The following is a 25,006-nucleotide window of genomic DNA, read 5'->3' as shown; positions in this document are numbered from 1 at the left end:
AGCGGCGGCGCGGGTGCCGCGCGGGTGCCGTGCGGCGGGTTGCAGCGGGGCGCGTGGGGTGGGCGCGGCGCGCGGGTCATTTGGGTCGCGAGGGGACGAAACACCGGTCGCGGCACGGCGGTTCGGCCCGCCGTTCGCATGTTAGAACCGGCGTGCAGCGGGCAGATGTGTTGAAACCTGGGACGTAGGGACGCGCCGGCGGGGAAGGCCGGGCGCGCCTGCCTGGCGGCGCGGAGGTGGTTGATGGACGGACCGGCACTCTCCCCGCGTGAGCTCCTGATCCTTCATCAGATCGAGGCCGAGCTGGGAAGCGATCTGGAGCTGGAGCGCGAGCTGCGCACGATGCGGCCGGCGAGGTTGGCCCGGCTGCGGCGGTCGCTGGTCGCCCGACCACGGTCGGTGGTCGTGGTGGTCGCGTGCTGTCTGGTCGTTTCGTTCGGACTGTTGGGACTGGCGGTGGCGCTGCGGGCGCCGATGCTGCTGGTCGCCGTGGTGGCGGCCTGGGGCACGGCGTTGGCGGCCTTGATGGTGCTGGCGCATCTGCGACGCGGGCGGAACCGATAGCGGGCGCGCCCACCCGCACGGAGTCGGCGATCGGCCGGCGCACCGCCCGCGGCAGGGTGGGGCGTCGGCCGATCGGCGTGCCAGGGCTCAGACCCCGGGCAGCCCGGTCTGCACGCCGTCCAGGGCATGCGAGCAGAGGCAGTCGCGGGTGGCGGGCAGCGATTCGAGGGCCTTGAACAGGACGGTGCGCAGGCGGTCGACGTTGCTCGCGAAGACCTTCAGCACCTCGGCGTGGGTGACGCCCTCGCCGGTCTCGACGCCGGCGTCGAGGTCCGTGACGAGGTTCAACGAGGTGTAGCAGAGGCCGAGTTCGCGAGCCAGCGCGGCCTCGGGGTGGCCGGTCATGCCGACCACGGACCAGCCGTTGGCGGTGAACCAGCGGGATTCGGCGCGGGTGGAGAAGCGCGGTCCCTCGATCACCACCAGGGTGCCGCCGTCCACGGGTTCCCAGGCGAGCGAGCGGGCGGCGGCCAGTGCGGCGGCGCGGCCGTCGGGGCAGTAGGGGTCGGCCATCGGGACGTGCACCACCTCCGGGACGGTGCCGTCGGGCAGGCTGCGGCCGTCGTAGTAGGTCTGCGCCCGGCCGGAGGTGCGGTCCACGAACTGGTCGGGCACCAGCAGCGTGCCGGGTCCGTACTCGGGGCGCAGGCCGCCGACGGCGCACGGGCCGAGGATCTGGCGCACCCCGAGCGAGTGCAGCGCCCACAGGTTGGCGCGGTAGTTGATGCGGTGCGGCGGCAGCCGGTGGCCGCGGCCGTGGCGGGGCAGGAAGGCGACCCGTCGGCCGGCCGCCTCGCCGATGAACAGGGCGTCGCTGGGCGGCCCGTAGGGCGTCTCGACGCGCACTTCGGTGACGTCGTCGAGCAGCGCGTACAGTCCGGAGCCGCCGATGACGCCGAGTTCGGCGGTCGGGGTGCCGTCGGTGCGGGGCGGGTGGTCGTCGGCCATGGCTCTCCTCGGCTCTGCCGGTCGGACGCGGAGCTGCCGCGGCCCGCTGGTCGGGGCGCGTCCGCGACTGGGCGCCGACCGTCCGCGGGCGGGCGTGGTCGGCACGCTGCCACCCTACGAGCAGTCAGCTCCCGCGTCCCGCACCGGCCCTGGCGGGCGAGGGCCTCCGCGCCCGGCGCCGGGTCGGCCGCCCGCTCCCGCCGCCCGCTCCCGGTCGGCGGCGGCGTCCGCGTACAGTGGCAGCCCAGGTCGGCACGGCGACGGGACGGTGTGATGGACGGCGGGCAGCTGACGGTGCGCTCCGACGGGGCGGCGGCGGGGCATCGGGCGCTGTCGTGGCGGGTGCGGCCCGCGGCGCCGGAGGCGGCGGTGCTGGTGCTGCACGGCGGGCGGGAGTTCGGCGCGGAGCCGGTGCCGGCGCTGAACCTGCCGGGGCTGCGGATGCTTCCGTTCGCGCGGGCCGTGGAGCGTGCGGTGCGCGCCGGCGCGGGCGGGGCCGCCGGGCGGTCGCTGGCGGTGGGCACGGTGCACTACCGCTGCCGGGGGTGGAACGGCGAGCGCGCGGACGCGGCGCGTGACGCGGAGGCGGCGCTGGCGGAGCTGGCCGAGGCGCTGGGTCCGGTGCCGACGGTGCTGATCGGGCATTCGATGGGCGGCCGGGCGGCGTTGCGGGCGGCCGCGCACCCGTGCGTGCAGGGGGTGGTGGCGCTGGCGCCGTGGTGCCCCCGGAACGAGCCGACCGAGCACCTGAAGGGCCGTTCCGTGCTGATGCTGCACGGCGACCGCGACCGGGTGACGCCGCCCGCCGACACCGACCTGTTCGCGCTGCGGGCCCGCGACCACGGCGCGCGGGTGGCCGGCTACCGGGTGTTCGGCAGCGGCCACACGCTGATGCGCCGGGCCGGCGACTGGCACCGCACGGCGGCCGGTCTGGCACTGGCCGTCCTGGGCCTGGCGGCGCTGCCCGAGGAGATCGACGCCGCGCTGGCCGTGGAGGCCGGCGGCTCGGACGGCGTCCGGATTCCCCTGGCGGGCCGCCGCTGACACCCCCGTCGGCCCGTCCGAGGGGCGGCGGGGCGCGGCGGCCGGGTGACCGGTCGATGACGCATGGTGCGGTCCGGTTCCCCGGCTCGACGGAACGGGGTCGGGGGCGCACACTCCGGGGGAGGAGACGCCCGCCATCCGCATGAGGGAGGACCCGGCCATGGGGATCAGCCTGACCACTGACCGGCTCGTCGTCCGCGACTGGACGCCCGACGACGCCGAGGACGCGCTGGCCGTGTACGGCTCCACGGACGTCGCCCGCTGGCTCACGCCCGCGATGGCCCGGGTCACCGACCTCGACGCGATGCGCGCGGTGTTGCAGGCCTGGGCGCAGGAGCAGTCCGGGTTGCTGCCGCCGCGCGGCCGGTGGGCGGTGCAGCGCCGGGAGGACGGGAAGGTGGTCGGCGGGTTCAGCATCCGGCCGCTGCCGCCGTACGAGGAGGACCTGGAGATCACCTGGCAGCTGGCCCCGCCCGCCTGGGGCCAGGGGTACGCGACGGAGGCGGGCCTGGCGCTGCTGCACTGGGCGTTCGAGCAGGACGTGGAGGAGATCTTCGCGGTGGCCCGGCCGAAGAACGACCGGGCGCACGCGGTGGCCAAGCGGCTCGGGATGCGCTGGGTCGGCGAGACGTCCAAGTACTACGACCTGAATCTCCAGGTCTACCGGATCCGCCCCGCCGACCTGCCCTGACTCCCGCTCCACCACCTTCAGGCTCCGCAGAGGCGCGCGGCGAGCTCGGCGGGCAGCGGGTAGCGGCGTTCGCCGGGGAGCAGTCGGCGGGCCTGTTCGGTGCGGCCGGTGCGGACCAGTTCGGCGGCGCGCCGGATCTGCGGCGTGAGGTCGGTGAGCGAGACGATCCACTCCTCGGCGTACCGGCGGACGGTCTCCCGCCCCAGGCCGACCTGGATGCTGTAGTGGTTGAGCGCGGCCCCGCGCAGCGACCGCTCCGGATCCCACTGGACGTGCACCTCGGCTTTCGCCAGCCGCTGCGGGTCCCCGGTGGTCAACTCGCCCGCCGCGAGGGCCTGTTCCCAGCCCCGGCGGGTGATCCGGACGGCCAGGACGCGTTCCTGCCCCGGCCTGGTGGCCCAGTTGCTGCGGTGCAGCAGCCAGGGCAGCGAGGGCTTGATCCAGGTCATCCGCCGGAACGAGAACGGTGCGACGAACCGCCCGGCCCGCAGCGCGGGTTCGGCGATCGCGGGCGTGTAGGCCTGGTAGACCACGATCGTGCTGTCGTCGAAGTCGGCGCGCACGGCGTGCAGTTCGGACGGGTGCCCGGAGGTGCGGGGTCCGCGGGGCGGGTGGCGGGGCGAGCTGCGCTGCTGGGCCATCCTTCGACCCTGCCACCGGCGGGGCCCGCCTGCCACGGATTTTCCGGCAGCGGGCCCCCGGGGGTGCCTACTGTCCGGCGAGGACGTCGGCCCGCGCGGGCCGGACCGGGTGCTTGCTGAGGATCGAGACGCGGTTGAAGGCGTTGATGGCGACCGCGACCCAGATCACGGCAGAGATCTGCTCGTCCTCGAACACGGCCCTGGCCTGCGCGTACGCCGTCTCCTGGGCGTCGGCGTCGGCGGGGTGGGTGGTCGCCTCGGCCAGTGCCAGGGCGGCCCGCTCGCGCTCGTCGAACAGCGCGGTGTCGCGCCAGGCGCTCAGCACGCCGAGGCGCTGCACGCTCTCGCCGGCCTGCAGCGCGGCCTTGGTGTGCACGTCCAGGCAGTAGGCGCAGCCGTTGAGCTGCGAGACCCGCAGGTTGACCAGTTCGACCAGCCGCCGGTCGAGTCCGGCTTCGGCGGCGGCCTCGCGCACCGTCTCGGCGGTGGAGCGCAGGGCTCGGAAGGCCTTCGGGTGCTGCTTGTCGATGTAGACCCGACGGCTGTTCGTGGTGGTCGCCACCTCGGTCACCTGGAGCTCCTCCGCCTGCGCGCTGGTGTTTGTCGGACGATATCGTCCATAATAGTTGAAGCTGAAACGATTTGTGGCAACGAGTCGCACGGAACCCGTGTCCGTACGGCACGGGAGGGAGCACAACCAATGAGCACCATAGAGAACGGGCCCCGCCCGGCCACCGTCCGGGTCCTCCCCCCGCGCGACGTCCCGCTCGGCGGCCCGCGCGCGATGACCGTCCGCCGCACCCTCCCGCAGCGCGAGCGCACCCTGATCGGCGCCTGGTGCTTCATCGACCACTACGGCCCCGACGACGTCGCCACCACCGGCGGCATGGACGTCGCCCCGCACCCGCACATCGGCCTGCAGACCGTCAGCTGGCTGTTCAGCGGCGAGATCGAGCACCGCGACAGCCTCGGCGTGCACGCCTTCGTCCGCCCCGGCGAGCTCAACCTCATGACGGCGGGCCGCGGCATCGCCCACTCCGAGACCTCCACGACGGCCACCACCGTCCTGCACGGCGTCCAGCTCTGGGTCGCCCTGCCCGACGAACACCGGCACACCGCACGGGACTTCCACCACCACGTCCCCGCCCCGATCAGCCTCGACGGCGGCGAGGCCCGCGTCTTCCTGGGCACCCTGGCCGGCGAGACCTCGCCCGTCCCCACCTTCAGCCCGCTGCTCGGCGCCGAGCTCACCCTCGAACCGGGCGCCACCCTCACCCTCGACGTCGACCCCGCCTTCGAACACGGCCTCCTCGTCGACCAGGGCGACATCACCTTCGCCGGCACCCCCCTCCGCCCCGCCGACCTCGGCTACCTCGCGCCCGGCCCCGCCACCATCACCCTCACCAACCCCTCCCCCACCCCCGCCCGCCTGATCCTCCTCGGCGGCACGCCCTTCGGCGAGCAGATCGTCATGTGGTGGAACTTCATCGGCCGGTCCGGTGAGGAGATCGTACAAGCACGAAACGACTGGGAGAAGGGGGTCCGGTTCGGCGAGGTTCAGGGCTACCCGGGCAACCGACTGCCCGCCCCGGAGCTTCCGAACGTCGCCCTCAAGGTGCGCGGAAACCGCCTCTGAACTGCTGAAATGCCTTCTCGAAGCAACCCTGGCCACAGGCGATGAGAGGCGCCTCTCGGCCAGCCCCTCCAACATCGCCGGGAGGGCGCGACCAGCTCCCGCAGAGGTCTCGCCGAGGACTGTCACAATCTTGTCGATTCCCACCTGTGGGCCCGTTCTGCAGGGTCTGGGCGGATGAATGCTGACTTTTTGCTGACTTTTCTGACGGCCCGTCAGTCTTCTCGAGAGAGGCTGGCGGATCTGCGAAGGACGCCAGTGGCGACAGCAGAGTGCCTCGCCACCGTCCGGGCGACCGTGGTGAGTGGTGGCCCTGACCCTTGGCGGCGTCTGGCTGGCTTCAGCCGGTAGGCACCGGACCCACCAGGCACGCTGACGGCCATCAGGCTCGGACTCTCTTCAGCTGCTGTGCCGCCGCCCGGCCGCCTCCAGCTGGTCGGCTACACCTGGGAGAGCCTCCGGCCGGCGATGAAGAACATCTGATCGTGCCCAATGAGGGACCGCGCGCAGATCGAACGGCCGAGGTCGCGGACTCCGGGTCGTGCTGTCCACGTGCTGAACGGGGCGTGGTCCCCTGCTCCCGGTTCGCTGCCGGGTCAGATCGAGGCGGGTCAGGTGGTGATGTAGCCGCGGCGGCGCGCCATGTCCAGACCGGCGGAGCCCGCGGTGGGCGTCTGGCCGCGGGGCGGCAGGCCGCCGGCGGGCGAACCGCTCGGTGCGGGCGGCGACGTCACCGGCAGGGCCTGGACGAACAGTTCGGGGTGCCGCTGCGCGAGCGCGGCGGCGTCGCCGCCCGTACCCTGCTGCCCAACCCCAAGCAAGTCGATCACCTCGATCGCCGAACTCCTCGGCGTCAGCCCCGACACTCTCTACAACCACACCCTGACCTCCAGGAGCTGCGCGAGGCCGGCCGTCCCCCCATCCCCGCCCAGACCGAGGCAAGCACCCGATGCTCCCTGAACCGCATCACTGGCCCGCCAAGATCATCTGACTGCCGCTTTTGGGCTCACCTTGGCCGGACCTCTGGCCCACCGCGACGGCTGCCCCCATGCCGCAGAAGGTTCGGGCCGCAGGGCCGATCGGTCCTCCCCGGACCGCCCCGCCACGGCCGCCGGAGGACGAGGCGTTCTCATCCTGCGGCAGCCGCGACCACGTGCGCAAACGCCACCGCCAGGCCGCCCTCCCGAATTCGAACGCGGTCACCGACGAGGCCTGCCAGACCTGCGACACGAGCCCGGCAGTGCCTTGTACGCCGCCCTTGTCTTCACCAAGGACCCAAAGCGTCGGCGCGACGATCACCGAGAGCGCTTCCCCTTCACTGTCAGCCGCGCCAGGTCCTCGCCGACCATCACCGGACCGGAATAGTCGCGCCGAATCCGGGAGCGCCACTGTCCGGCCGGGATCTTCGGCGGGGTCGGCGCGGTGAGGCCGAGCGGAACGATGTGGGACAGCGCGAGCTGTCCGGCGCCGGCTCGGGCTGCCACGTCACCGACCTCGGTGATGTCGGTGTGGCAGGTGCGCAGGCCGTTCACCATGGTCTCGGCGGTGCCACCGTCGATCATGCGCTGGCCGTCCATGATCTCGTGGACCAGCAGATCCGTACCGCGCGCGAGTTCCACAAGGTTGTCGCTCGGCGTGGTGTCGCCGGAGAAGGTCACGCTGCCGTGGTCGGTGTCGAACCGGAAGCCGAACGACGGGAACGGCCAGTAGTGGTTGACCAGGGTGGCGCTCACCTTCACCCGCTCGTCCTCGAACACCGTGAACGGCCGCATCCGCGGCGGCGCGGGCAGGGCGGCCGAGGCGCTGATGGGGATGTCGTGCGGCGCGACGAGGTCCCGGATGTCCGGTCCCATGCGGCTGGCGATGCCCTGGCTGTTGGTGGTGGTGGCGAACCCCTCCAGGATGCCGTTGTGGACGTCGACCATGCCAGGATGCGGGTTCTGCGGCCGGATCAGCTCCACACCGGGTGCCGGTGTTCCCGGCGGGAGCCCCAGGGACGGCGGGCCGTAGACCTGGAGCGGGTTCCGATAGCCGTAGCCGACACCGGGGATCGGCCGACCGAACAGAATCATCGGAAGGTAGTCGCTGAAATGGTCGGCGTGGAAGTGAGTGATGAACATCGCCCGCACCATGCCGTGCGTGATCCCGGCCGCGTAGAGGTTGCGCACCACCCCGCTGCCGCAGTCGACCACGTAGGCCGCGCCGTCGACCACCACGGCCTGGGACGTCATCTGACGGTCCGTCATAGGCACCGGTCCGCCACCGGTGCCGAGCAGCACGACGTTCAGCCCCGCCCAAGCTTCCTTCTTGGCTCCGGCCACTGCGAGCGGTGTGCTCGCGGTGGCCGTGCCGGCTCCACCCAGCCCCAGCAGGCCCGCTCCGCCGAGTACTCCAGCGGCTTTGAGCAGTGTCCGCCGGGAACCGGGGCGTTCATTCCCCGCGCAGCAGTCGGAGAACTGAGGTCCGTTCATTTCTGCACTCCATTCGAACAGCGGCAGCGATGCCGCTTCCCGTGGGGGTGCCTCGACCGGTCGGTCGGGACACGGCTGTGCACAGGCCTGGTTCGGCACCGCGGGCGGCCGGTCACCGGAGGCGGGGGATTGCCATGCCTCCGGTGACCGTGCCGCCCGCGGCGCCTGCTTCTAACGGGCCAACTGCTCCTTGGCGAAGCCCGCGACGGTCTTGTAGCCGTCGCTGAGGGCGACGATCTCGTCCCTGGTGAGGACGTCGTCGATGTGGTCGAACGGCTGGTCGCCGCTGCGCTCGTGGACCTCACGGAGGATCGCGTCCGGCGGATTGAGCCGGTTGGTGAGGACCACCCGCGCCGTCGCCGGCAGCCGGTTCTCCTCGTAGCGGCGCAGCGCGGTGACCGCGTCGGTCTCGGCGAGGTACTCGGCCAGCACTCCGCCGTCGAGGATCGCCTGCGCGGCGCCGTTGGAACCGCGCGGAACCATCGGGTGGGCGGCGTCGCCGAGGAGCGTGATCCGGCCCTCGGTCCAGTGGTCGAGGGGGTCCTGATCGACCATCGGGTATTCCAGGACCTCGTCGGCGGCCCGGATCATCGCCGGCACGTCGAGCCAGTCGAAGTGCCAGTCCTCGAACGGACCGATGAAGTCCTCGATGAGCCCGGGGGTGTTCCAGTCGCGCTTGTCGCGCTGAGGCGCCTCGCATTCGGCGACCCAGTTCACCAGTTGGCGCCCCTGCTCGTCGACGGCGTTGCGGACCGGATAGATCACCATCTTGCCGGTGGCCAGCCAGCCGGCCCGCACCATCGAGCCTCCGGTCAGGAACTCCGGCCACACAGTGACGCCCCGCCACATCATGTAGCCGGTGTACTTGGGCTGTGCCGCCTCGGGGTGGAACTGCCGGCGGATCGCCGAGTGCACGCCGTCTGCGGCAACCACCACGGCGGCGGCCAGTGAACTGGACGTTCCGTCCGAGTGCTGTACTTCCACGGTCGCGCGGTCCTCGTCCTGCGAGGCCGACACGACCCGGTGGTCGAGTCGCAGCGCGTCCGCGCCAAGACGTTCCCTCACCGCGCTCAACAGCACCATCTGCAGGTCACCGCGGTGGATCGAGAACTGCGGCCACTCGTATCCGGCATGACGGCCGGCCGGCTCGCTGTGGACGTGCTGGCCGAAGCGGTTGAAGAAGGCGGACTCCACCGTAGTCACCGCGACTGCCGCCAACGCCCCCTCCAGACCGAGCCGGGAGAGATTGCGGGTGGCGTGGGGCAGCAGGTTGATGCCCACCCCAAGCGGCTCCAGTTGCGGTGCCGCTTCGAGCACCACGCCCTCGATGCCCCGGTCATACAGTTCGAGTGCCAGCGTCAGGCCGCCGATTCCGGCACCGACGATGATCACTGCTGGCTCAGTGGCCATGGTTTCCTCCGGTTGTCTCCAGCAGCACCTTCAGCGCCGCACCGCTGTCCATCGCCGCGTATCCCTGCGCGGCGTCGGCGAGAGCCAGCGTCCAATCCATCAGGGGCGACGGATCGAGGCTGCCGGTACGCACCTCCTCGATCAGTCCGGGCAGGTAGTGGCGGGCCGGCGCCACGCCGCCGCACAGATGGATCTGGCGTCCGAACAGCCGCATCGGGCGGATCGGCTCCACCCCGTGCGGCACGCCCACGTACCCGATCGCGCCGCCCGGTGCCACCACGTCGAGGGCGGTGTCGAACGCGGACTGCATGCCGACGCACTCCACCACCCGATCGGGCAGCCGACCGCCGAGCAGCTCGCACACCCGGTCGACCGGCGACTCGTCCCGGGAGACGCACAGGGTCTCGACGTCGAAGCCCTCGGCGATGGTGAGCCGGGCCGGCTGCTCGCCGAGAAGCACCACCCGGCCCGCGCCCATCCGGCGGGCCGCGGCGGCCGCGGAGATGCCCACCGCGCCGTCGCCGATGACCGCCACCGTGTCGCCGGCACCGACTCCGGCGAGGACCGCACCATGGGTGCCGGTGGCGTACACGTCGCACAGCGGCATCAGCCGCCGGGCCAGTTCGGTGTCGAGTTCGTCCACCGTCCATGGCAGCAGGACGAGGGTCGCGTCCGCGTAGGGCACCCGGATGGCCTGGGCCTGCGCGCCTGCCCAGTCCTTGCCCCAGATTCCGGAGTGCTCGCACAGTGGCTGGAGTCCGCTGCGGCACTGCTCGCAGTCGCCCTCGGAGAAGACGAACGGTGCGATCACGGTGTCACCGGGCCGCACCGTCGTCACGTCGGCGCCGACGTCGAGGACACGGCCCAGGAACTCATGGCCGATGCCCCCGGGGGCGTGCGGGACGATGCCGCGGAACGTCCACAGGTCAGAACCGCAGATCGCGGAGTAAAGGATCTCCACCGTCACGTCGGTGGGGTCGACCACCTGCGGGTCCGGAACCTGCTCGACAGTGATGTCGAAGGGCTTGTTGAATCGTGTGGCCAACATGGTCGGCCGCTCCTTTCAGGCCGCGTGCACGGTGGTGGGCAGCGCGCTCAAGCCGCGGATCAGCTGGTTGATGCGCCGCTCCGGAGTGCCCACCTCGAATCGGGCGACCCGGTCGGCCAGCGCCTCCAGGATCGAGTGGCCTTCGAGCCGGGCCAGGCCCTGGCCCGCACAGCCGTGCATGCCGTAGCCGAAGGCGACGTGCTCGGCGGGGTTGCGGCGCACGTCGAAGCGGAGCGGGTCGGGCCAGCGGCGCTCGTCGCGGTTGGCGGACGCGTAGAGCATCATCACGCGCGATCCGGCGGGCAGGAGCATGCCCTCGACCTCGACGTCACGGGTGGTGACGCGACAGAAGAACTGGACGGGCGACTCGATGCGCAGGATCTCGTTGAAGGCGCTCGGGATGAGGCTTCGGTCGGCACGGACGACGTCCCACTGATCGGGGTGGTTGGCGAAGTACCAGACGGCGTTGCTGATCGCGTTGATCGTCGTGTCCAGGCCGGCGGTGACGTAGGCAGACATCAGCGGGACGCACGAGGCAGGATCGATCTTCCCGGCCTCGGCGGCCTCGTAGATTGCCCGGCCCATGCTGCCGGGCGCAAGCTGGTCCGGGGTGGCGCGGGTGGCCAGGTACACCAGCTGGTCCTCCAGCAGCGGGAGGGCCTCGTCAGTGCGCCGGCCCGCCGGGCCGCTCGCGGAGAACGCGGCGTCGGCCCAGGTGAGGACCTTGTCTCGGCCGTCCTGGGGCAGTCCGATCAGGTCGAGGACGATGGAGAGCGGGAAGCCCTGCGCGAGGTCGGCGACGGTGTCGAAGGTGCCCCGTCCGACCAGTTCGTCGACCAGTTCGGCGGCACGGCGGCGGATGTCCTCGCCGAGCCGGCGGATCTCGCGCGGCGACAGGCGCTCGGCCAGGACGCCGCGGAGCCGGTCGTGCTCCGGCGGGTCGGTGGCGATGATCAGGCCGCGAGTGGCCTCGTTGGCAACGTCGTTGAGGCCGATGCCGCTGGCCGAGGAGTACGTCTCCCAGTCGCCGAGTGCGGCCCGGACCTGCTCGTAGCGGCCCATCGCCCAGACGCCGAGGCGCGGCAGGTGGCAGAGCGGGCCGGCGTCACGGATCTGCTGGTAGAGCGGCCACGGGTCGAGCAGTGCCTCGTCGGTGAAGAGGTCGATGTCCAGGGTGGGTATGGGGGTGGTGGTCACAGGGGCTCCAGGAACGAGGGAAGTATCCGGGTCATGCGACGGGAGCGGCGGCCAGCTTGTGGAGCTTGCCGATCGGCACGCGGCGGTTGACGGTGCCCGCGGCGATCGGGCGGCCGTCGAGGGTCCACTGGACGAGGGCGTCGCCTTCGTCCAGAGAGCCGTCGAGGACCGACAGTTCGGCACCGGGGCGGATCTCGCCCGCGATCTTGATGTCCAGACCCCACTGTTCGGTCCAGAAGAACGGGCGAGGCCGGTAGGCGGGTGCCTCGTCGCCGCGCACCAGCGCCGCCGCTGCGGTGCGGGCCTGGTCGAGTGCATTGGCCCAGTGCGGCGTCCGGCGGGGGCCGTTCCCGGAGGCGTCGGGCCGGGCGGCGATGTCGCCGGCGGCGACGATGTCGGGCCGTACCCGGCACCGGCTGTCGACGGTGACTCCGGCCGGCGAGGCAAGCCCGGTCCCGTCGAGCCATTCGACGTTCGGTTGGCAGCCGACCGCCGTGATCACGAGGTCGGCCTCGTACACGGTGCCGGATCCGGTGCGCACGCCTGTCATCTCGTCGCCGCTGCCCAGCAGTTCGACGCCGTCCTCGGCCCGGGCGAGGACCACGCCCGCGGCAGTGGCGGCAGTGGTCATCCGCTCGGCGAGTCGGCGGCCGAACTGGCGGACCAGGTGCGGATCCCGGTCGACGACGGTGATGTCGACGCCGAGTGAGCGCGCCGAGGAGGCGATCTCCATGCCGAGGAACCCGCCGCCGATGATCACCGCGGAACGCGCGTCGGCGAGGCGCTCTCGCAGTGCCAGCGCATCGTCGAGGTCTCGGACGACGAGTTCGCCCGGTGAGGTGCCAAGGCGCCGGGCGCGAGCGCCGGTCGCCAGGACGAGCCCGTCGTAGGGCACCTCCTCGCCGTCCGCGAGCAGCACGCGACGGCGGTCGACGTCCAGGCCGGCTGCTCGCGCGTCGGTGCGCAGCGTGATGTCGGACGGCAGGGCGGGCATGAACACCGAGGTCGGCGGTTCGGCGCCTTTCAGGATGGCTTTGGACAGCGGTGGCCGCACGTACGGCGTGTAGGACTCCTGGCTAAGGATGGTGATCGGGCCGGAGTGGCCCTGTTGGCGCAGGGCGTCCGCGGCGGTCGTCGCGGCCACCGAGCCGCCGACGACAACGACCGAGCCCGTGCCGCTACGCATCGGCGAGCTTCAGTGCGGCAACCGGGCAGACCCGGACGGCGGCTTGGGCGGCCTCGGTCTCGGCGGCCGGAACCTCGGCCTGGAGGATCTCGAGTTCGCCCTCGTCGTCGAGACGCAGCAGGGTGGGCGCAGCCTGCTCGCAGAATCCGTACCCTTCGCAGCGGGCGCGTTCCACTGAGATCTGCATGTCATTTCCTCTTTCGCTTGTCCGATGCGCGGCTGTGGGGGCCGGTTCAGACGGGGTAGGTGCCGGGAGTGGTGCGGGCCGTGACCCACTGCCACTGGGTGAATTCGTCGAGGTTCCAGTGGCCGCCGTACCGGCCGCCGTTGCCGGAGTCACGGGTGCCGCCCATCGGGACGTGGGGCGCGTCGTTGATGGTCTGGCCGTTGACATGGACCATGCCGGTGCGCAGTCGTGCGGCCAGGTCGAGGCCGCGTCCCACCGAGCCGGTGTGGATCGCCGCAGAGAGCCCGTAGCGGGTGGCGTTGGCGAGTTCGACCGCTTCGTCGTCGGTGGAGAACCTGGTGACCGGGATGACCGGGCCGAAGATCTCGTCGCTGAATGCGCGGGTCGATGGGGTGACCTGATCAAGGACCGTCGGCGTGTAGAACGGGCCGGCCTGTTCGCCGCCGGTGCAGAGCACCGAGCCTGCGGCTATCGAGTCGGTGACGATCTCGTGGACGCGGCTCGCCTGCCGTTCGCTGATCAGCGGGCCCACCCGGACCTCGGGGCGGGTGGGGTTGCCGACGGTCAGCGACCGGACGTACGCCGTGAGCCGCTCGACGTACTCGTCGGCGAGCGACTCATGCACGAGGTGCCGGCCGGTCGCCATGCAGATCTGGCCCTGGTGCAGGAGCGAGCCCCAAGCGGCGTTGTTGACGGCCGCGTCCAGGTCCGCGTCGTCGAGGACGATATGGGCGTTGTTGCCGCCGAGTTCGAGAACAACGCGCTTGAGCAGGCCGCCGGCAATCTCGCCGACCTTGCGGCCCGCGGCCGAGGATCCGGTGAACGAGACCACCGCCGTGTGCGGCGACCGGACGACAGCCTCGCCGGTGTCGGCTCCGCCGGGTAGGACATGCAGCAACCCCTCGGGAAGCCCGGCCTCCTCGAAGATCCGGGCGAGGAGCACTCCCCCACTGACCGAAGACTCCGGAGCGGGCTTCACCAGCACCGCGTTGCCCAACGCCAGCGCAGGAGCGACGGCACGGATCGCGAGCATCAGCGGGGCGTTCCACGGCGCGATGACACCCACGACCCCGGCCGGGACCCGACGGGCGATCGAGAGGACGCCGTGCTCCTGGTGCGGCATGACCACACCGCAGGGCTGGTCCACCAACCCTGCTGCGGCGGTGAGTTCGCCGACGGCCTTGACGATCTCCTGTGCTGCCTTCGAGCGGGTGCAGCCGGTCTCGCGGATCATGAAACCGACGATGTCGTCGCGGTGGTCCTCCAGCGCCGCAGCGGCGCGGTGCAGAACAGCCGCCCGCTCGGTGAACGTGGTGGCGGCCCAACCGGGCTGTGCGGCTGCCGCGGCGGCACCGGCCGCATCGACGTCCTGGCCGGAGGCCGTGCCAATGATGCCGAGCGATGCGCCGGTCGCCGCCTCCGAGACGGTGGCCGGGCCGGCGGAACCTTCCCGCCAGCCCGACGAGTACAGTCGGCCGGTCCAGATCTCGGGGTCGAGGATGCTCACGTGGGTCTCCATTTCGACGGGCGTCGCACGGCGGCTTCGGCCGGACGCCTTGGCCGAAAAGGTATGCGTGATGACGGTCGGAGAACTCGCTCGGATGTACTAAGGTGAGCCCCAAATTTCCGACACCGTGTCGGATGGGTGGTGAAGCGTTGAACCTTGATGATGTGATTCAGAACCTCGCTGAACAGCTGAATCGCTCGCTCGTCCTCTACGACGCCGAGCTGAATCTGGTGGCGTTCAGTGCGCACGACGACGATGTGGACGATGTGCGCCGCACAGTGATTTTGAGCCGCCGCGGCACGGCACGGGCCCGGGAGATGATTCACCTGGCCGGTGCCCACCGTGCCCACGAGGCGGTGGTGATCCCTCTCGACGAGAAGACAGGCGCACCGGCCCGCGTGGTGTTCCCCGTCCGACGCGGCGAGCGCCTGGTCGGCTACATCGCCTACATCCACCCCGGCACCCACGACCGTGTGGCAGCGCATGAGGTGCTCGACGCGGCCGCAGCCGATCTCAAGGAACTGCTGTACGAGCGGGAGCTCGGTCGCAAGCGCGACCTCATCCGGGTCAACGAACAGCTGGCGCGCATCCTCTCCGGTGATCCCACCACCCGTGCCGACGCTGCGCGGGTGCTGCACGACACCGGAATGATCGGCGGATCGAAGAACTACACGGTGCTCGTGCTCATCGCCGGCTCACCGGACAGCGAACCGTCCATCAAGGACCGGCTCGCACTCGACGACTGCATGACGGAGCTACTGCGCAAGTCGCCCTCCAAGGTCGCGGGCAGCGTCCTGGCCACCCACGCCGTCGCGATCACACCGCGCCGCGTCAATAAGGAACGCATCGCCGAGTACCTGGCCGGGGAGGGGCTTTCACAGCTGCACGCCGGGATCGGTGACCCACGCGAACACCTCGTCGACGCAGTGGAGTCCTATCGGGAAGCTCTCGTCGCCGCTCGGGCGTCCTGGCTCGACGAACCGACCTACGGGCCCATCGCGAAGTGGTCCGACCTCGGGCTGGACCGGCTCCTCGTCCAACTGCCCCTCGGCTCCCTCACTCGCCGGGACCTGCCGCCCCCGCTCCAACGACTCCTCGCCGTCGACGGCGGTCCCGACCTCGTCACCACGCTGGAGTGTTACCTCGACAACGCCTGCGACGCTCAGGCGACCGCTCGAACCCTCATGATCCACCGCAGCACTCTGTACTACCGCCTGGACCGCGTCCGCGAGATCGCGGAGGTCGACCTCGGCATCGGCAACGTACGTCGTGAGCTGCACACGGCGCTGCGCGTCGCGACGCTGGCAGGGCTCAGAAGGGGCCACTGAGCGGGCGCCCGACCTCCGGCATGAGAAACACAGCCTGCCGCACGAACCGGTTACGCCACCTCATAAAAGGCACGGAAATGCGAGCAGTAAGGATAAAATCCTCGCTGCTGATCGTCTCATTTCTTCACCATCATGCTACTTTCTGTATTTTGCGATTTTTTGCGGGTGGGAGCGATCGGCTGAACGGCTGCAGTCTCCTCTATCAAGGGCGCTCTGTCAGTGACTAATCCCTACTTCGACCCCGATGACCATCCGGCCCGCCCTCCTGGGCACGCCCATTCGGAGCATGCTCCGGGCCGGCAGTCGCCAGTAGTGGGGTTGGTGGCGGTGGGGGCGGCCATCGGCGCGGTCACCCGTTACGGGGTGGAGCGGCTGTGGCCCACCGAGGGCACGCATTTCCCCTGGCCGATTCTCGCGATCAACGGCGCGGGGTGTCTGGCGATGGGTGCTTTGATGACGGTGCTGACAGTTCGCTTCCCTCGGCAGAAGAAAACTGCGGGCGCACTGCTCGGCACCGGTTTTCTCGGTGGATTCTCCACGTTCTCGCATTTCACGGACAACATCCGGCAGCTGGTGGACGCGGGTGCGTGGGGCACCGCTGTCGGCTATCTGGCCCTGACGGTGGCGGCGGCTCTTGCGGGCGTCACGGTCGGAGTTCTCGTGGCCCGCGCCTTCGTCGGCATCCCGACTCATCAGGTGGCGTCCGATGCTCGTTGACTGTCTGTTCGTCCTCGCCGGTGGACTGGCAGGCGGTCCGACCAGATATCTCACCGGCGTGGCCGTGAAGTCGAGGGTCCACACCCCGTTCCCGTTCGGAACCCTGACTGTCAACGGTTTCGCCTGCCTGCTCCTCGGATTCCTCTCCGAAGCAGCCTTCCGCGGGGCGTTGGGGCCCCACGCCGTGTTGCTTCTGGCCACCGGCTTCTGCGGCGCGCTTTCGACCTTGTCGACCTTCTCCTACGAGGTGTTCACCCTCACCTCCATCCGCCGTACGGCCGTGGCCGGTATCTACCTCACGGTCACGTTCGTACTCGGCATCGGGATGTCATTCGCAGGTGCGGCCGTGGCGCGCGGCATCTGGTGACGTCGCAGCTGCGGTGCACCATTCTCCACCGGTGAGATGATGCCACGCTAAGAACTCGGAACACGATCTTGCTGATCGTCGCTGGTGGGGCTTTGCCGATGTGACGACTCGTCTGTTCGTGATGACGCGAGCAAGAAGCCGTGGATCGAGGACGACGAGCTGTGGGCCCGGATCGAGCTGCTGCTGCCGGCCTGGCCGGAGCGGTCGCCCAGCCCGCGTCCCGTGGACGACCGGCGCTGTCTGCAGGGCATCCTGTTCGTGCTGTACACCGGCATCACGTGGCAGCAACTGCCCCTGGAGCTGGGCTTCGGCTCCGGACAGACCTGCTGGCGGCGGCTCGGCCGCTGGCAGCAGGCGGGGGTCTTCGAGGCCTTGCACCGCATACTCCTGGCCGAGTTCAACGCGGCGGGCCTGATCGACTGGACGCGCGCCTGCGTGGACGCTTCCCACGTGCGCGCGAAAAATGGGAGCGAGGCAACCGGGCCCTCGCCGGTCGATCGCCGAAAGACCGGAAGCAAACACCACTTGATCAGCGACGGCGGCGGCATTCCGTTCCATGTCATCACCACCGCCGCCAACGTCAACGACGTCACCCAAAGGAACTTCGCAAGCGCCGAATCCTGCCGGTCATCTCCCGTAAGGGCGCCGGACATCCTCGGCCTCGGCAAGCTCCGCTACGTCGTGGAGCAGACCTTGGGCCCAACTCCACCAGTTCAAGCGCCTCGCTGTCCGCTGGGAACGACGCCTCAACCTCCACAACGCGTTCGTCTCACTCGCCTGCGCACCCATCCGCCGGCGACGCCTCAACAACCCATCCTCATGATCGTGTTACGAGTTCCAAGAGGTTCCGGCCGGCAGACCCTGATGGCGCGTCTCACCGGTTGATACGTCCGGAGAGATCATTGAAGACGTCGAGCTTGTCCGGGCAGTAGACCTCGACGACGTGCCGATCGTAGGCGATCAGGTCGTCCGCATGGTCGCCCGGGGTATGCGTGAGAGTGGTGCGTCCCCAACTCAGCAGGATGCCGGCCGGGTTGTCGCGGAGCGCGGCACAGATCGCCCCTCCGTCCTCGCCGTAGAGCGAGGCGGCGATCTTCGGCGTCATTTCGGGCGCGAGGCCCGAATCCCGCACGGCGGCTGTGAATCGGTCCGCTCTCTCGCTCTTCGTGTGGGAGGCTCCGCAGCCGGTGAGCACGGCCAGGGCGGCGAGGAGGCTGAGGATGGCGGTCGTGGTCCGGCGCATGTCAGCCCTCCGCTTTGGTAGTCACGGCGGAGTCCTGAGGCCGCTTGCGCATCCAGCCGGGTTTGCGGAAGTGGTAGAAGAGCAGCGGCGGCGCCCCGAGGACGATGATCACGACGACCATCATGATGGGGTAGAGATGCGGCGGGATGCCCGAGAGCCCCTGGGGCGGGACGAATCCGAGCGCGAAGGCTGCTGCTGAGGCGGCGAACCCAACGCCGGCCACCAATTTGATCGCTGGGACGCGGTAGGCGCGTTTGACGTCCGGGCGGATGTGTCGCAAGCGCAGGGCAGTCGCAAACATCAGCATATACATGATCAAATAGAGAGCTGCGGCCATGTCGACGAGGGTGAAGAAGGCCGTCGAGACATTGGGGATGGCGATGAACAGGGCGGCAAGGCCGGTAACAATCAGGCCCTGAACCAGAAGGATGCTCTGCTGGACCCCGGCCTTGTTGCGCTTTTGCATCCACGGAGGCATGAGACCGGTCTCGGCGGCGGCCAGGACACCCTTGCTCGGGCCTGCGATCCAGGTGACCACTGATGCGAGCGCACCGATGGAGATGGCTGCCGACACGACGGCGGTCGCCCAGGAGACGCCCCAGTGGTCGAAGAAGATCTTGAAGGCAAGGTTGATGCCCGTGGTCAAGCCGAGTTCTCCCTTGGGGACGGCGAGGGCGACGGCAATGGTGGGCAGGATGAAGACACCGAGGATGGCCGCGACGGCGATGAACACGGCCTTCGGGTAGCCCTTGCCGGGGCTGCGCATGTCGTTGGCGTGGATGGCGTTGACCTCCATGCCCGCGTAGGCCAGGAAGTTGCTGACGATCAGAACCAGGCTCGCGAAACCGGTGAACGGCGGTACCACGTCGCCCCAGTGGAGCGGCACCTGGCTCTTCTGGCCGGTTCCGAGCCAGCAGGCGCCGAGCACGATGAGAAGGAGGCCGGGGGTGATCGTGCCGATCAGACCGCCCCAGGAACCGACCTTGGCGAAGAGGTTGCCGCCACGCAGCGTCAGGGCGGTCGACAACCAGTACAGGACGACGATGACGATGGCAGTGTAGAGCCCGGAGCTCGACAGCTTCTGATCGGCGAAGACAAAGGTGAAGCTGGCGGCGATGAACGCGAGTTGGACGGGGAACCAGACGACGTTTTGGATCCACTGGAGCCAGATCGCCGTGAAGCCCCAGCGCGAGCCCATCGCCTCTTTCACCCACACGAACACACCGCCGCTCCACCCCGTCGCCAGCTCTGCCGCCACCAGCGCCACCGGGACCAGGAAGAACACGGCCGGGATGACGTAGAGCGTGATGCTGCCGAGCCCGTAGGTCGACATGGTCGGCAGGCTGCGCAGGCTCGCCACCGCCACCACGGTCAGGATGGCGAGGTTGAAGACCGACAGATACGCGCGGGCGCGTGGCGCCCCGGCCGCCCCCGGATCCCCCTGGGCCGGCGGCGGGGTGGCGGCGGCCATCAGTGGTGGAACCCGGTGGTCTGGCCCTCGGACGGCATCGGCCCGTCGAGCTGGTCGAGGAAACGGACCGAACTGCGGATGTCGTCGAGCAGGGAACGGGCCAGATCCATGCTCAGCCCGTTGCGTACGACGATGCGCTGCACGGTCATGTCCGCAAGATTGTCGGGCAGCGGATAGGCAGGAACCTGCCAGCCCTTCATGCGCAGCCGGTCCGAGAGGTCGTACAGCGACCAGTTCCGCGTGTGCCCCGCCTTCTGTCGCCAGGCGAACACCGGGATGTCCGAGCCGTCGTTCCACAGTTCGAAGGCATCCAGTTCGCTGATCCCTTGCGCGAGGAACTTCGCGACGTCCTGACTGGACTGCTGAACAGCCCGGTACCCGCTGCGCCCCTGCCGTAGGAACTGGTAGTACTGCAGCAGTACCTGGGCGCCGGGGCGCGAGAAGTTGAGTGCGAAGGTGGGCATGTCTCCGCCCAAGTAGCTGACCCGGAAGATCAGGTCCTCGGGGAGCAGATCGATGCTGCGCCAGACCACCCAGCCGAGTCCGGGGTAGACCAGACCGTACTTGTGCCCGGAGGTGTTGATGGAGTGCACGCGCTCGAGCTGAAAGTCCCACACCAGGTCGGGCTGGAGGAACGGGGCGATCATGCCACCCGAGGCGCCGTCCACGTGGACGGGGACGTCCAGGCCGGTGTCGCGCTGGATGGCATCGAGGGCGGCGGTGATCTTGGCGACCGGCTCGTACATACCGGTGTACGTCACGCCGAGAATCGCCACCACACCAATGGTGTTCTCGTCGACGTAGGAAGCCAGGTCGTGCCCGTCGAGGCACTTGTGCTCCTCGGTGATGGGCACGTACCGCGCCTCGACGTCCCAGTAGTTGCAGAACTTCTCCCACACGACCTGGACCGCGGAAGACATCACGAGGTTCGGTTTGTCGGCCGGCTTGCCCGCCGCCTGCCGGGCGTGCTGCCAGCGGCGCTTGAACGCCAGGCCGGCCAGCATGCACGCCTCCGACGAGCCGATGGTGGAAGTGCCGATGGTGCCGGTCGGGTCCGGTGCGTGCCACAGGTCGGCCAGCATCTTCCAACAGCGATCCTCGATCGCCGCCGTCTGCGGGTACTCGTCCTTGTCGATCATGTTCTTGTCGACGGACTCGGCGTACAGCTTTGATGCGTACGGATCCATCCAGGTGCCGACGAAGGTCGCCAGGTTCAGTCGCGCATTGCCATCCAGCATGATCTCGTCGTGAACGATCTGGTACGCCGTCTCCGGGATCATCGAATCAGCCGGGATGCGGAACTTGTCTGCTCTCGTGGCTTCTCCGGGACGGGCGAACAGGGGGTTCACCGCCACGACGTTTTCGTCGGACATGACACGCCTTTCTGCTGAGGACCTTGCCCTGGATCTTTCCTCCGCCCCTGAAGCTCTGCCATGCCGCTCTGGACCGTTTCGGTGAACGACAGCAGCAATTGCACCGAGATGGCGGCAGGCTTCCCGGCACAGAGCCGACCAGCACGCCCCCGGATCGCCATGTCTCTCCTCGTCGTAGGCGCCCGAACAAGGAATCACCCCTGACCAGTCACATCACGATCTGCGACTGGAGGATGGGCCGATGGGTGATCACAGGCGGACCGCGCCCTCGCAGGTGGCCGACGACCGAGCGTCTCTGACCGGCTTCCTCCGGTACCAGCGGGAGACCGTGGCATGGAAGCGCCGGACTGACGGCCGAACAGCTCAGGGAGCGAGCCGTTCCTCCCTCGGCACTGTCTCTGCTCGGACTGGTCCGACACATGGCCGAGGTCGAGCGGAGCTTGTTCCGGAACATGGTGAAAGGCCGGACCTCCCCGGCGCATTGGCCGCGCCAGGATCCCGGCCACTTTGCCGAGTTCGACGTAGACTCCGCCGATCCGGAAGAGGCATTCAGGGCCTGGAGGGAGGAGTGCGCGCGGTCACGTGCCACGGTTGACGCCGAGAGTCGCTCGACACCACCGTGCACTGGCGCGACGAGGTCTTCACGCTCCGATACATCATTACGCACATGATCGAGGAGTACTCGCGCCATAGCGGTCACGCCGATCTGCTCCGCGAGCGCATCGACGGGACCACCGGGGAGTAGGAGGGCAAGGAGTTCTGGTCAGGCCGCCCGACGAGGACTCCGGTGTGCAGATGCCGGCGGCCACCGTTGATCATCGTGAGTCACATCGACAAACGAAGACCATGCAGCAGCAGCACGTCACAATGTGGGACGTGTGACGTACGCGGTCGGCGCGATCCTCGATGCCTTCACGAGGTGAGCCCGCACACGCAGCGGATGTGGGCCTGCACCCGTTATACGGCCCATCAACTGGTCGAACGCAGGCCGCCACTGAGCTCGCCCTGCCCGTCACGGCCAGGGCTGTCAACACCGCAATCACGGTGATCCAGATCCGGTGCGTGGGCAGCGGCAGCACGATCGCCAGCAGCCGCAGCAGCGCACCCACCGTGAACGATGCGAAAGACGCCCACGCGCGAACTCGCGTCGCCGCAGCACGAATGCGTATGCCGCAGCAGTGTCCGGCCGGGAGTGGCCGACGCCCCTTCGACGATGACGGCGTCGAAGGGGCGGCGGAGAGTGGGAGCCGGGGATCACAGCCAGGCGGAAAGGCCCGGCAGCGTCGTGCCGGCCGGGGTGCTCAGCCCGGGAGGCGTTCCCCGGCCGGTGAGCCACCGCGCCAGAGCCGCGGAGGGCCCCTGAACGCAGTTCGGCACCGGCGGTTCTTCGTCCGGCTCTACGGCGCGGTCAGTGGGGCGCACCACAACATCGATGTCCTGCGCAGTGCGCCGACGGTCAAGTGCGTCGTCGATCAGGGCGTCCACGAAGCCGTCTGGGAAGGCGGTGAAGTCACCCCCGACGGGAAGATCGCAGGCGTGGATCCATACCTCGCGGGCACGCAGCCATGGGATGACACCTGCCGGAACCGTGCGCCCCTGGGCGGTGACGACCTGGGCTCGCCAGGCTGCGTCGCCGAGCCCGTTGAGGGCGACGGCCAGCTTCTGCTGTTCCTCTTCGACGAACGCCCGCAGCCGCGCGACCGGCATCAGTGCCCCGGCCTCGATCTCTTCGGCCCGGGCCTGCGGGCTCGCGTACATGGGGGTGGCTTCCCCGGTCGCGGCCCAGTGGACGAGCCGTCCGAGCGCTGCCGCATTGTGGCCCAGGTGGGAGAGCAGGTGCCGACCGGACCAGCCGGGCAGGCGGCTCGGGCCATCGACGTCCTGGTCGCTGTTGAGCCGGAGCGAGGCGAGGAAGTACGCCTCGCCGTCGGCCATCCAGCGTCGGCACTCCGTCAGATCGGAGCTCAACCTGCCTCACCCCGGTGCACCGGATTGCGCATTGCGCCGATGCCGGCGACTGCGGTGACCAGGTTCTGGCCGTCCTGGAGGTAGCGCTGGGGCCTGCGGGCGTGGCCCACACCACCTGTGGTGCCGGTGGCGATCAGGTCACCGGGGTTGAGCGTGATCATGGTCGAGATGTAGCTGATCAGGTCGGCCGCATCGAACAGCAGGTCGGAGATGGTGGATCGCTGGACAACCTCCCCGTCGACGTCGCAGCTGATCACCGCGTCGGGGGCGACCTCGTCCGGGGTGGCGAGCCAGGGACCGATCGGAGTGCTGGCCTCCCAGGTCTTGCCCTGGAGCCACTCCATCGTGCGGAACTGCCAGTCGCGCATCGACACATCGTTCATCACCGTGTAGCCGGCGATCGCGGCCTCGGCCTCGGACCGGTCGGCCCGCCGGACCCGCTGTCCGACGACCACGACCAACTCGGCCTCCCAGTCCACAGTCGGGGACTCGGGCGGCAACTCCAAGGTGTCGTAGGGGCCGATCAGCACCTCGGGGTACTTCGCGAACAGGGTGGGGTACTCGGGCATCTGCCGACCCATCTCGGCGATGTGAGTACGGTAATTGAGGCCCACACAGACGATCTTGCCGGGGCGAGGCACCACCGCCGCCACCTGGGAGGGCTCGACGACGAACGGCTCGCCCTCCGCCGCCTCGGCGAACTCCCGCCAGTCGGGGCGCGCGAGCAGGCTGCCCACGTCGCCGGGGCCGAGGTCGACGTAGCCGCCGTTCTCGACCCGGGCCGCGTGCAGTCCGTCGTCCATCCGCAGGGTTGCCAGTTTCATGCGTTGTTCTCTTCCTCACGGGAGCGGAGCAGACCGAGCCGCTCGACGACAGGGGCGTCACTGAAGCGGAACAGGTCCAGACCCGTCTCGGACGACATGGTGAAGGGCGCCCAGGACGGGACGACGAACAGGTCGCCGCGTTCCACTGCCCAGCGGTGCTGACCGACGCTCACCTCGCCTGCGCCGTCGAAGACCTGGAAGACCGATGATCCGGTCTCCCGTCGGGTTGCGGTGGCCGTGTCCGGGGCGAGCCGGTGGAACTCGGTGCGGATCGTGGGCAGGACATCCCCGCCACTGGTGGGGTCTGTGTACCGCACCGCGGCGTGGCCGGGCTCCATGGTGGCCGGGTAGCCCTCTGCCTCCAGGGCGAGCTGTTCGGCCAGGGCCCGGTCGGTGTGCTCCCAGCGGTAGGCGAGGAGGGGCGTGCCCGGTGTCGGTGCGATCCGGGTCAGCGGGCGCAGCCCGGGGTGGCCCCACAGCCGTTCGGCCCGGGAGCGCTCGGGAGCGTCGCGGGTGTCGACCTCGTCCGGTCCGAACTCGAAGAACGTCGCATCGGCGAAGTACTGAAGGGGGATGTCGAGCCCGTCGATCCAGGCCATCGGCCGGTCGCTGCGGTTGTGGTGGCCGTGCCAGTGCCAGCCGGCCTGCGGCAGGAAGTCTCCGCGCCGCATGGCCACCGGGTCGCCGTCGACGACGGTCCACACGCCCTCGCCCTCGACGACGAAGCGGAAGGCGTGCTGGGTGTGGCGGTGGACGGGGGCGTCCTCACGGGGGTTGAGGTACTGAATGGCGGCCCACAGCATGGGGGTGGCGAACGGGCGGCCACCGAGGCCGGGGTTGGCGAGCGCGATCGCTCGGCGCTCACCCCCGCGTCCGACCGGGACCAGGTCGCCGGCCTGCTCGGCCATCGGCATCAGGGCCTGCCAACGCCAGAGGTGCGGCAGGGCCTTGGAAGCCGGTCCGGCGGGCATCAGAGTGCCGATCTCGGTCCACAGGGGGACCAGGGAATTCGATTCGAAGCCTCGGTAGAGCTCCTCCAGTTGCGGAGTCCGCTCGGGCTGGCCGGGGCCGTCGGTGGTGTTGATGCGCACGGGGGAAATGGGGGTGGTCATGCCTGTTCTCCCTGACTCCTGAGCGGAACGGACGGGAACGCCGACGGGCGGTACCCGCCAGCGTTCCGTCCTGCGG

General features: G+C 69.8%; 25 protein-coding genes and 2 pseudogenes. 9 read left to right on the top strand and 18 right to left on the bottom strand.

Annotation, left to right across the window (positions count from 1 at the left end; genetic code table 11):
- The first annotated feature begins 243 nt into the window (after nt 1–243).
- Nucleotides 244–564, top strand: coding sequence for a hypothetical protein (locus ACWEMJ_RS04875; protein WP_452135531.1), 321 nt, complete (start codon nt 244–246; stop codon nt 562–564).
- 87 nt (nt 565–651) lie between these two features.
- Here the strand turns inward: ACWEMJ_RS04875 and ACWEMJ_RS04870 are convergent, their stop codons facing one another.
- Complete coding sequence (locus ACWEMJ_RS04870) at nt 652–1,512, bottom strand: S-methyl-5'-thioadenosine phosphorylase (protein WP_452135530.1); 861 nt, start codon at nt 1,510–1,512, stop codon at nt 652–654.
- Nucleotides 1,513–1,785: 273 nt separating this feature from the next.
- Here ACWEMJ_RS04870 and ACWEMJ_RS04865 point away from each other — a divergent pair, with 273 nt between their 5' ends.
- Both ACWEMJ_RS04865 and ACWEMJ_RS04860 read left to right on the top strand, forming a co-directional pair.
- Nucleotides 1,786–2,556, top strand: a complete 771-nt coding sequence (locus ACWEMJ_RS04865; protein WP_452135529.1) for an alpha/beta fold hydrolase — start codon at nt 1,786–1,788, stop codon at nt 2,554–2,556.
- Nucleotides 2,557–2,716: 160 nt separating this feature from the next.
- A complete protein-coding gene (locus tag ACWEMJ_RS04860) occupies nt 2,717–3,247 on the top strand; it encodes a GNAT family N-acetyltransferase (RefSeq protein ID WP_452135528.1) in 531 nt (176 codons plus the stop codon).
- A 17-nt stretch (nt 3,248–3,264) separates the two neighbouring features.
- On the opposite strand, the gene ACWEMJ_RS04855 is transcribed toward ACWEMJ_RS04860, so the two are convergent.
- Complete coding sequence (locus ACWEMJ_RS04855; protein ID WP_452135527.1) at nt 3,265–3,888, bottom strand: DUF4291 domain-containing protein; 624 nt, start codon at nt 3,886–3,888, stop codon at nt 3,265–3,267.
- 67 nt (nt 3,889–3,955) lie between these two features.
- On the bottom strand, nt 3,956–4,459 hold the full coding sequence (locus tag ACWEMJ_RS04850; RefSeq protein ID WP_452135526.1) for a carboxymuconolactone decarboxylase family protein: 504 nt from the start codon (nt 4,457–4,459) through the stop codon (nt 3,956–3,958).
- A gap of 129 nt (nt 4,460–4,588) precedes the next feature.
- On the opposite strand from ACWEMJ_RS04850, the gene ACWEMJ_RS04845 reads away from it, so the two are divergent.
- Nucleotides 4,589–5,524: a pirin family protein gene (locus ACWEMJ_RS04845; protein WP_452135525.1), complete on the top strand. Its 936-nt coding sequence runs from the start codon at nt 4,589–4,591 to the stop codon at nt 5,522–5,524.
- A 608-nt stretch (nt 5,525–6,132) separates the two neighbouring features.
- Here the strand turns inward: ACWEMJ_RS04845 and ACWEMJ_RS04840 are convergent.
- The 9 genes from ACWEMJ_RS04840 to ACWEMJ_RS04800 form a co-directional block, all read right to left on the bottom strand.
- Nucleotides 6,133–6,351 (bottom strand): hypothetical protein, encoded by a 219-nt coding sequence (locus tag ACWEMJ_RS04840; RefSeq protein ID WP_452135524.1) that lies wholly within the window; start codon nt 6,349–6,351, stop codon nt 6,133–6,135.
- 136 nt (nt 6,352–6,487) lie between these two features.
- On the bottom strand, nt 6,488–6,820 hold the full coding sequence (locus ACWEMJ_RS04835) for a hypothetical protein (protein WP_452135523.1): 333 nt from the start codon (nt 6,818–6,820) through the stop codon (nt 6,488–6,490).
- A complete protein-coding gene (locus ACWEMJ_RS04830; protein ID WP_452135522.1) occupies nt 6,817–7,842 on the bottom strand; it encodes an MBL fold metallo-hydrolase in 1,026 nt (341 codons plus the stop codon). Before ACWEMJ_RS04830 ends, ACWEMJ_RS04835 begins: the two co-directional genes overlap by 4 nt.
- Before the next feature lie 321 nt (nt 7,843–8,163).
- On the bottom strand, nt 8,164–9,402 hold the full coding sequence (locus ACWEMJ_RS04825; protein WP_452135521.1) for a flavin-dependent oxidoreductase: 1,239 nt from the start codon (nt 9,400–9,402) through the stop codon (nt 8,164–8,166).
- Entirely contained in the window at nt 9,392–10,450 is a 1,059-nt protein-coding gene (locus tag ACWEMJ_RS04820) for an alcohol dehydrogenase catalytic domain-containing protein (RefSeq protein WP_452135520.1), read from the bottom strand. Before ACWEMJ_RS04820 ends, ACWEMJ_RS04825 begins: the two co-directional genes overlap by 11 nt.
- 15 nt (nt 10,451–10,465) lie before the next feature.
- Nucleotides 10,466–11,647, bottom strand: a complete 1,182-nt coding sequence (locus ACWEMJ_RS04815; protein WP_452135519.1) for a cytochrome P450 — start codon at nt 11,645–11,647, stop codon at nt 10,466–10,468.
- Nucleotides 11,648–11,678: 31 nt separating this feature from the next.
- A complete protein-coding gene (locus tag ACWEMJ_RS04810; protein WP_452135518.1) occupies nt 11,679–12,833 on the bottom strand; it encodes an NAD(P)/FAD-dependent oxidoreductase in 1,155 nt (384 codons plus the stop codon).
- A complete protein-coding gene (locus ACWEMJ_RS04805) occupies nt 12,826–13,020 on the bottom strand; it encodes a ferredoxin (RefSeq protein ID WP_452135517.1) in 195 nt (64 codons plus the stop codon). The genes ACWEMJ_RS04810 and ACWEMJ_RS04805 overlap by 8 nt, the downstream gene beginning before the upstream one ends.
- Before the next feature lie 46 nt (nt 13,021–13,066).
- Nucleotides 13,067–14,527, bottom strand: a complete 1,461-nt coding sequence (locus ACWEMJ_RS04800; RefSeq protein WP_452135516.1) for an aldehyde dehydrogenase family protein — start codon at nt 14,525–14,527, stop codon at nt 13,067–13,069.
- A gap of 164 nt (nt 14,528–14,691) precedes the next feature.
- Here ACWEMJ_RS04800 and ACWEMJ_RS04795 point away from each other — a divergent pair, with 164 nt between their 5' ends.
- The 4 genes and pseudogenes from ACWEMJ_RS04795 to ACWEMJ_RS04780 all read left to right on the top strand — a co-directional run bounded on the left by ACWEMJ_RS04795 (nt 14,692) and on the right by ACWEMJ_RS04780 (nt 17,762).
- Nucleotides 14,692–15,855, top strand: coding sequence for a PucR family transcriptional regulator (locus tag ACWEMJ_RS04795; RefSeq protein WP_452135515.1), 1,164 nt, complete (start codon nt 14,692–14,694; stop codon nt 15,853–15,855).
- Between the two features lie 327 nt (nt 15,856–16,182).
- Nucleotides 16,183–16,572, top strand: a complete 390-nt coding sequence (locus tag ACWEMJ_RS04790) for a fluoride efflux transporter FluC (RefSeq protein ID WP_452135514.1) — start codon at nt 16,183–16,185, stop codon at nt 16,570–16,572.
- Nucleotides 16,562–16,939: a fluoride efflux transporter FluC gene (locus ACWEMJ_RS04785; RefSeq protein WP_452135513.1), complete on the top strand. Its 378-nt coding sequence runs from the start codon at nt 16,562–16,564 to the stop codon at nt 16,937–16,939. The genes ACWEMJ_RS04790 and ACWEMJ_RS04785 overlap by 11 nt, the downstream gene beginning before the upstream one ends.
- A 144-nt stretch (nt 16,940–17,083) precedes the next feature.
- A pseudogene (locus tag ACWEMJ_RS04780) lies at nt 17,084–17,762 on the top strand (IS5 family transposase).
- Nucleotides 17,763–17,813: 51 nt separating this feature from the next.
- Here ACWEMJ_RS04780 and ACWEMJ_RS04775 read toward each other — a convergent pair.
- Genes ACWEMJ_RS04775 through ACWEMJ_RS04765 form a run of 3 tightly spaced genes read right to left on the bottom strand, consistent with a single transcriptional unit; the run spans nt 17,814 to nt 21,026 of the window.
- Nucleotides 17,814–18,182, bottom strand: coding sequence for a hypothetical protein (locus tag ACWEMJ_RS04775; RefSeq protein WP_452135512.1), 369 nt, complete (start codon nt 18,180–18,182; stop codon nt 17,814–17,816).
- A 1-nt stretch (nt 18,183) separates the two neighbouring features.
- Nucleotides 18,184–19,653, bottom strand: coding sequence for an amino acid permease (locus ACWEMJ_RS04770; RefSeq protein ID WP_452135511.1), 1,470 nt, complete (start codon nt 19,651–19,653; stop codon nt 18,184–18,186).
- Nucleotides 19,653–21,026, bottom strand: a complete 1,374-nt coding sequence (locus ACWEMJ_RS04765) for a glutamate decarboxylase (protein ID WP_452135510.1) — start codon at nt 21,024–21,026, stop codon at nt 19,653–19,655. Before ACWEMJ_RS04765 ends, ACWEMJ_RS04770 begins: the two co-directional genes overlap by 1 nt.
- 347 nt (nt 21,027–21,373) lie before the next feature.
- Between ACWEMJ_RS04765 and ACWEMJ_RS04760 the strand changes: the two are divergent.
- Nucleotides 21,374–21,771 (top strand): annotated as a pseudogene (locus ACWEMJ_RS04760) (mycothiol transferase).
- Nucleotides 21,772–22,280: 509 nt separating this feature from the next.
- On the opposite strand, the gene ACWEMJ_RS04755 reads toward ACWEMJ_RS04760, so the two are convergent.
- From ACWEMJ_RS04755 to ACWEMJ_RS04745, 3 genes are read right to left on the bottom strand one after another with little or no spacing between them, the layout of a single operon-like run.
- Complete coding sequence (locus ACWEMJ_RS04755) at nt 22,281–22,961, bottom strand: maleylpyruvate isomerase family mycothiol-dependent enzyme (protein ID WP_452135509.1); 681 nt, start codon at nt 22,959–22,961, stop codon at nt 22,281–22,283.
- 29 nt (nt 22,962–22,990) lie between these two features.
- Nucleotides 22,991–23,818, bottom strand: coding sequence for a fumarylacetoacetate hydrolase family protein (locus ACWEMJ_RS04750; RefSeq protein ID WP_452135508.1), 828 nt, complete (start codon nt 23,816–23,818; stop codon nt 22,991–22,993).
- A complete protein-coding gene (locus tag ACWEMJ_RS04745) occupies nt 23,815–24,930 on the bottom strand; it encodes a cupin domain-containing protein (RefSeq protein WP_452135507.1) in 1,116 nt (371 codons plus the stop codon). Before ACWEMJ_RS04745 ends, ACWEMJ_RS04750 begins: the two co-directional genes overlap by 4 nt.
- Nucleotides 24,931–25,006 lie beyond the last annotated feature (76 nt).

This window comes from Kitasatospora sp. NPDC004531 (assembly GCF_053602195.1).
The sequence above is the reverse complement of the archived record's forward strand: the minus strand, read 5'-3'. Positions and strand labels throughout refer to the sequence as shown.

Bases quoted from the DNA above. Each gene is read 5' to 3' on its own strand.
- ACWEMJ_RS04875 (WP_452135531.1), top strand. From the start codon at position 244: ATGGACGGACCGGCACTCTCCCCGCGTGAGCTCCTGATCCTTCATCAG.
- ACWEMJ_RS04855 (WP_452135527.1), bottom strand. From the start codon at position 3,888: ATGGCCCAGCAGCGCAGCTCGCCCCGCCACCCGCCCCGCGGACCCCGC.
- ACWEMJ_RS04865 (WP_452135529.1), top strand. From the start codon at position 1,786: ATGGACGGCGGGCAGCTGACGGTGCGCTCCGACGGGGCGGCGGCGGGG.
- ACWEMJ_RS04870 (WP_452135530.1), bottom strand. From the start codon at position 1,512: ATGGCCGACGACCACCCGCCCCGCACCGACGGCACCCCGACCGCCGAA.
- ACWEMJ_RS04775 (WP_452135512.1), bottom strand. From the start codon at position 18,182: ATGCGCCGGACCACGACCGCCATCCTCAGCCTCCTCGCCGCCCTGGCC.
- ACWEMJ_RS04820 (WP_452135520.1), bottom strand. From the start codon at position 10,450: ATGTTGGCCACACGATTCAACAAGCCCTTCGACATCACTGTCGAGCAG.
- ACWEMJ_RS04785 (WP_452135513.1), top strand. From the start codon at position 16,562: ATGCTCGTTGACTGTCTGTTCGTCCTCGCCGGTGGACTGGCAGGCGGT.
- ACWEMJ_RS04845 (WP_452135525.1), top strand. From the start codon at position 4,589: ATGAGCACCATAGAGAACGGGCCCCGCCCGGCCACCGTCCGGGTCCTC.
- ACWEMJ_RS04755 (WP_452135509.1), bottom strand. From the start codon at position 22,961: ATGGCCGACGGCGAGGCGTACTTCCTCGCCTCGCTCCGGCTCAACAGC.
- ACWEMJ_RS04860 (WP_452135528.1), top strand. From the start codon at position 2,717: ATGGGGATCAGCCTGACCACTGACCGGCTCGTCGTCCGCGACTGGACG.
- ACWEMJ_RS04745 (WP_452135507.1), bottom strand. From the start codon at position 24,930: ATGACCACCCCCATTTCCCCCGTGCGCATCAACACCACCGACGGCCCC.
- ACWEMJ_RS04770 (WP_452135511.1), bottom strand. From the start codon at position 19,653: ATGGCCGCCGCCACCCCGCCGCCGGCCCAGGGGGATCCGGGGGCGGCC.
- ACWEMJ_RS04765 (WP_452135510.1), bottom strand. From the start codon at position 21,026: ATGTCCGACGAAAACGTCGTGGCGGTGAACCCCCTGTTCGCCCGTCCC.
- ACWEMJ_RS04825 (WP_452135521.1), bottom strand. From the start codon at position 9,402: ATGGCCACTGAGCCAGCAGTGATCATCGTCGGTGCCGGAATCGGCGGC.
- ACWEMJ_RS04810 (WP_452135518.1), bottom strand. From the start codon at position 12,833: ATGCGTAGCGGCACGGGCTCGGTCGTTGTCGTCGGCGGCTCGGTGGCC.
- ACWEMJ_RS04805 (WP_452135517.1), bottom strand. From the start codon at position 13,020: ATGCAGATCTCAGTGGAACGCGCCCGCTGCGAAGGGTACGGATTCTGC.
- ACWEMJ_RS04750 (WP_452135508.1), bottom strand. From the start codon at position 23,818: ATGAAACTGGCAACCCTGCGGATGGACGACGGACTGCACGCGGCCCGG.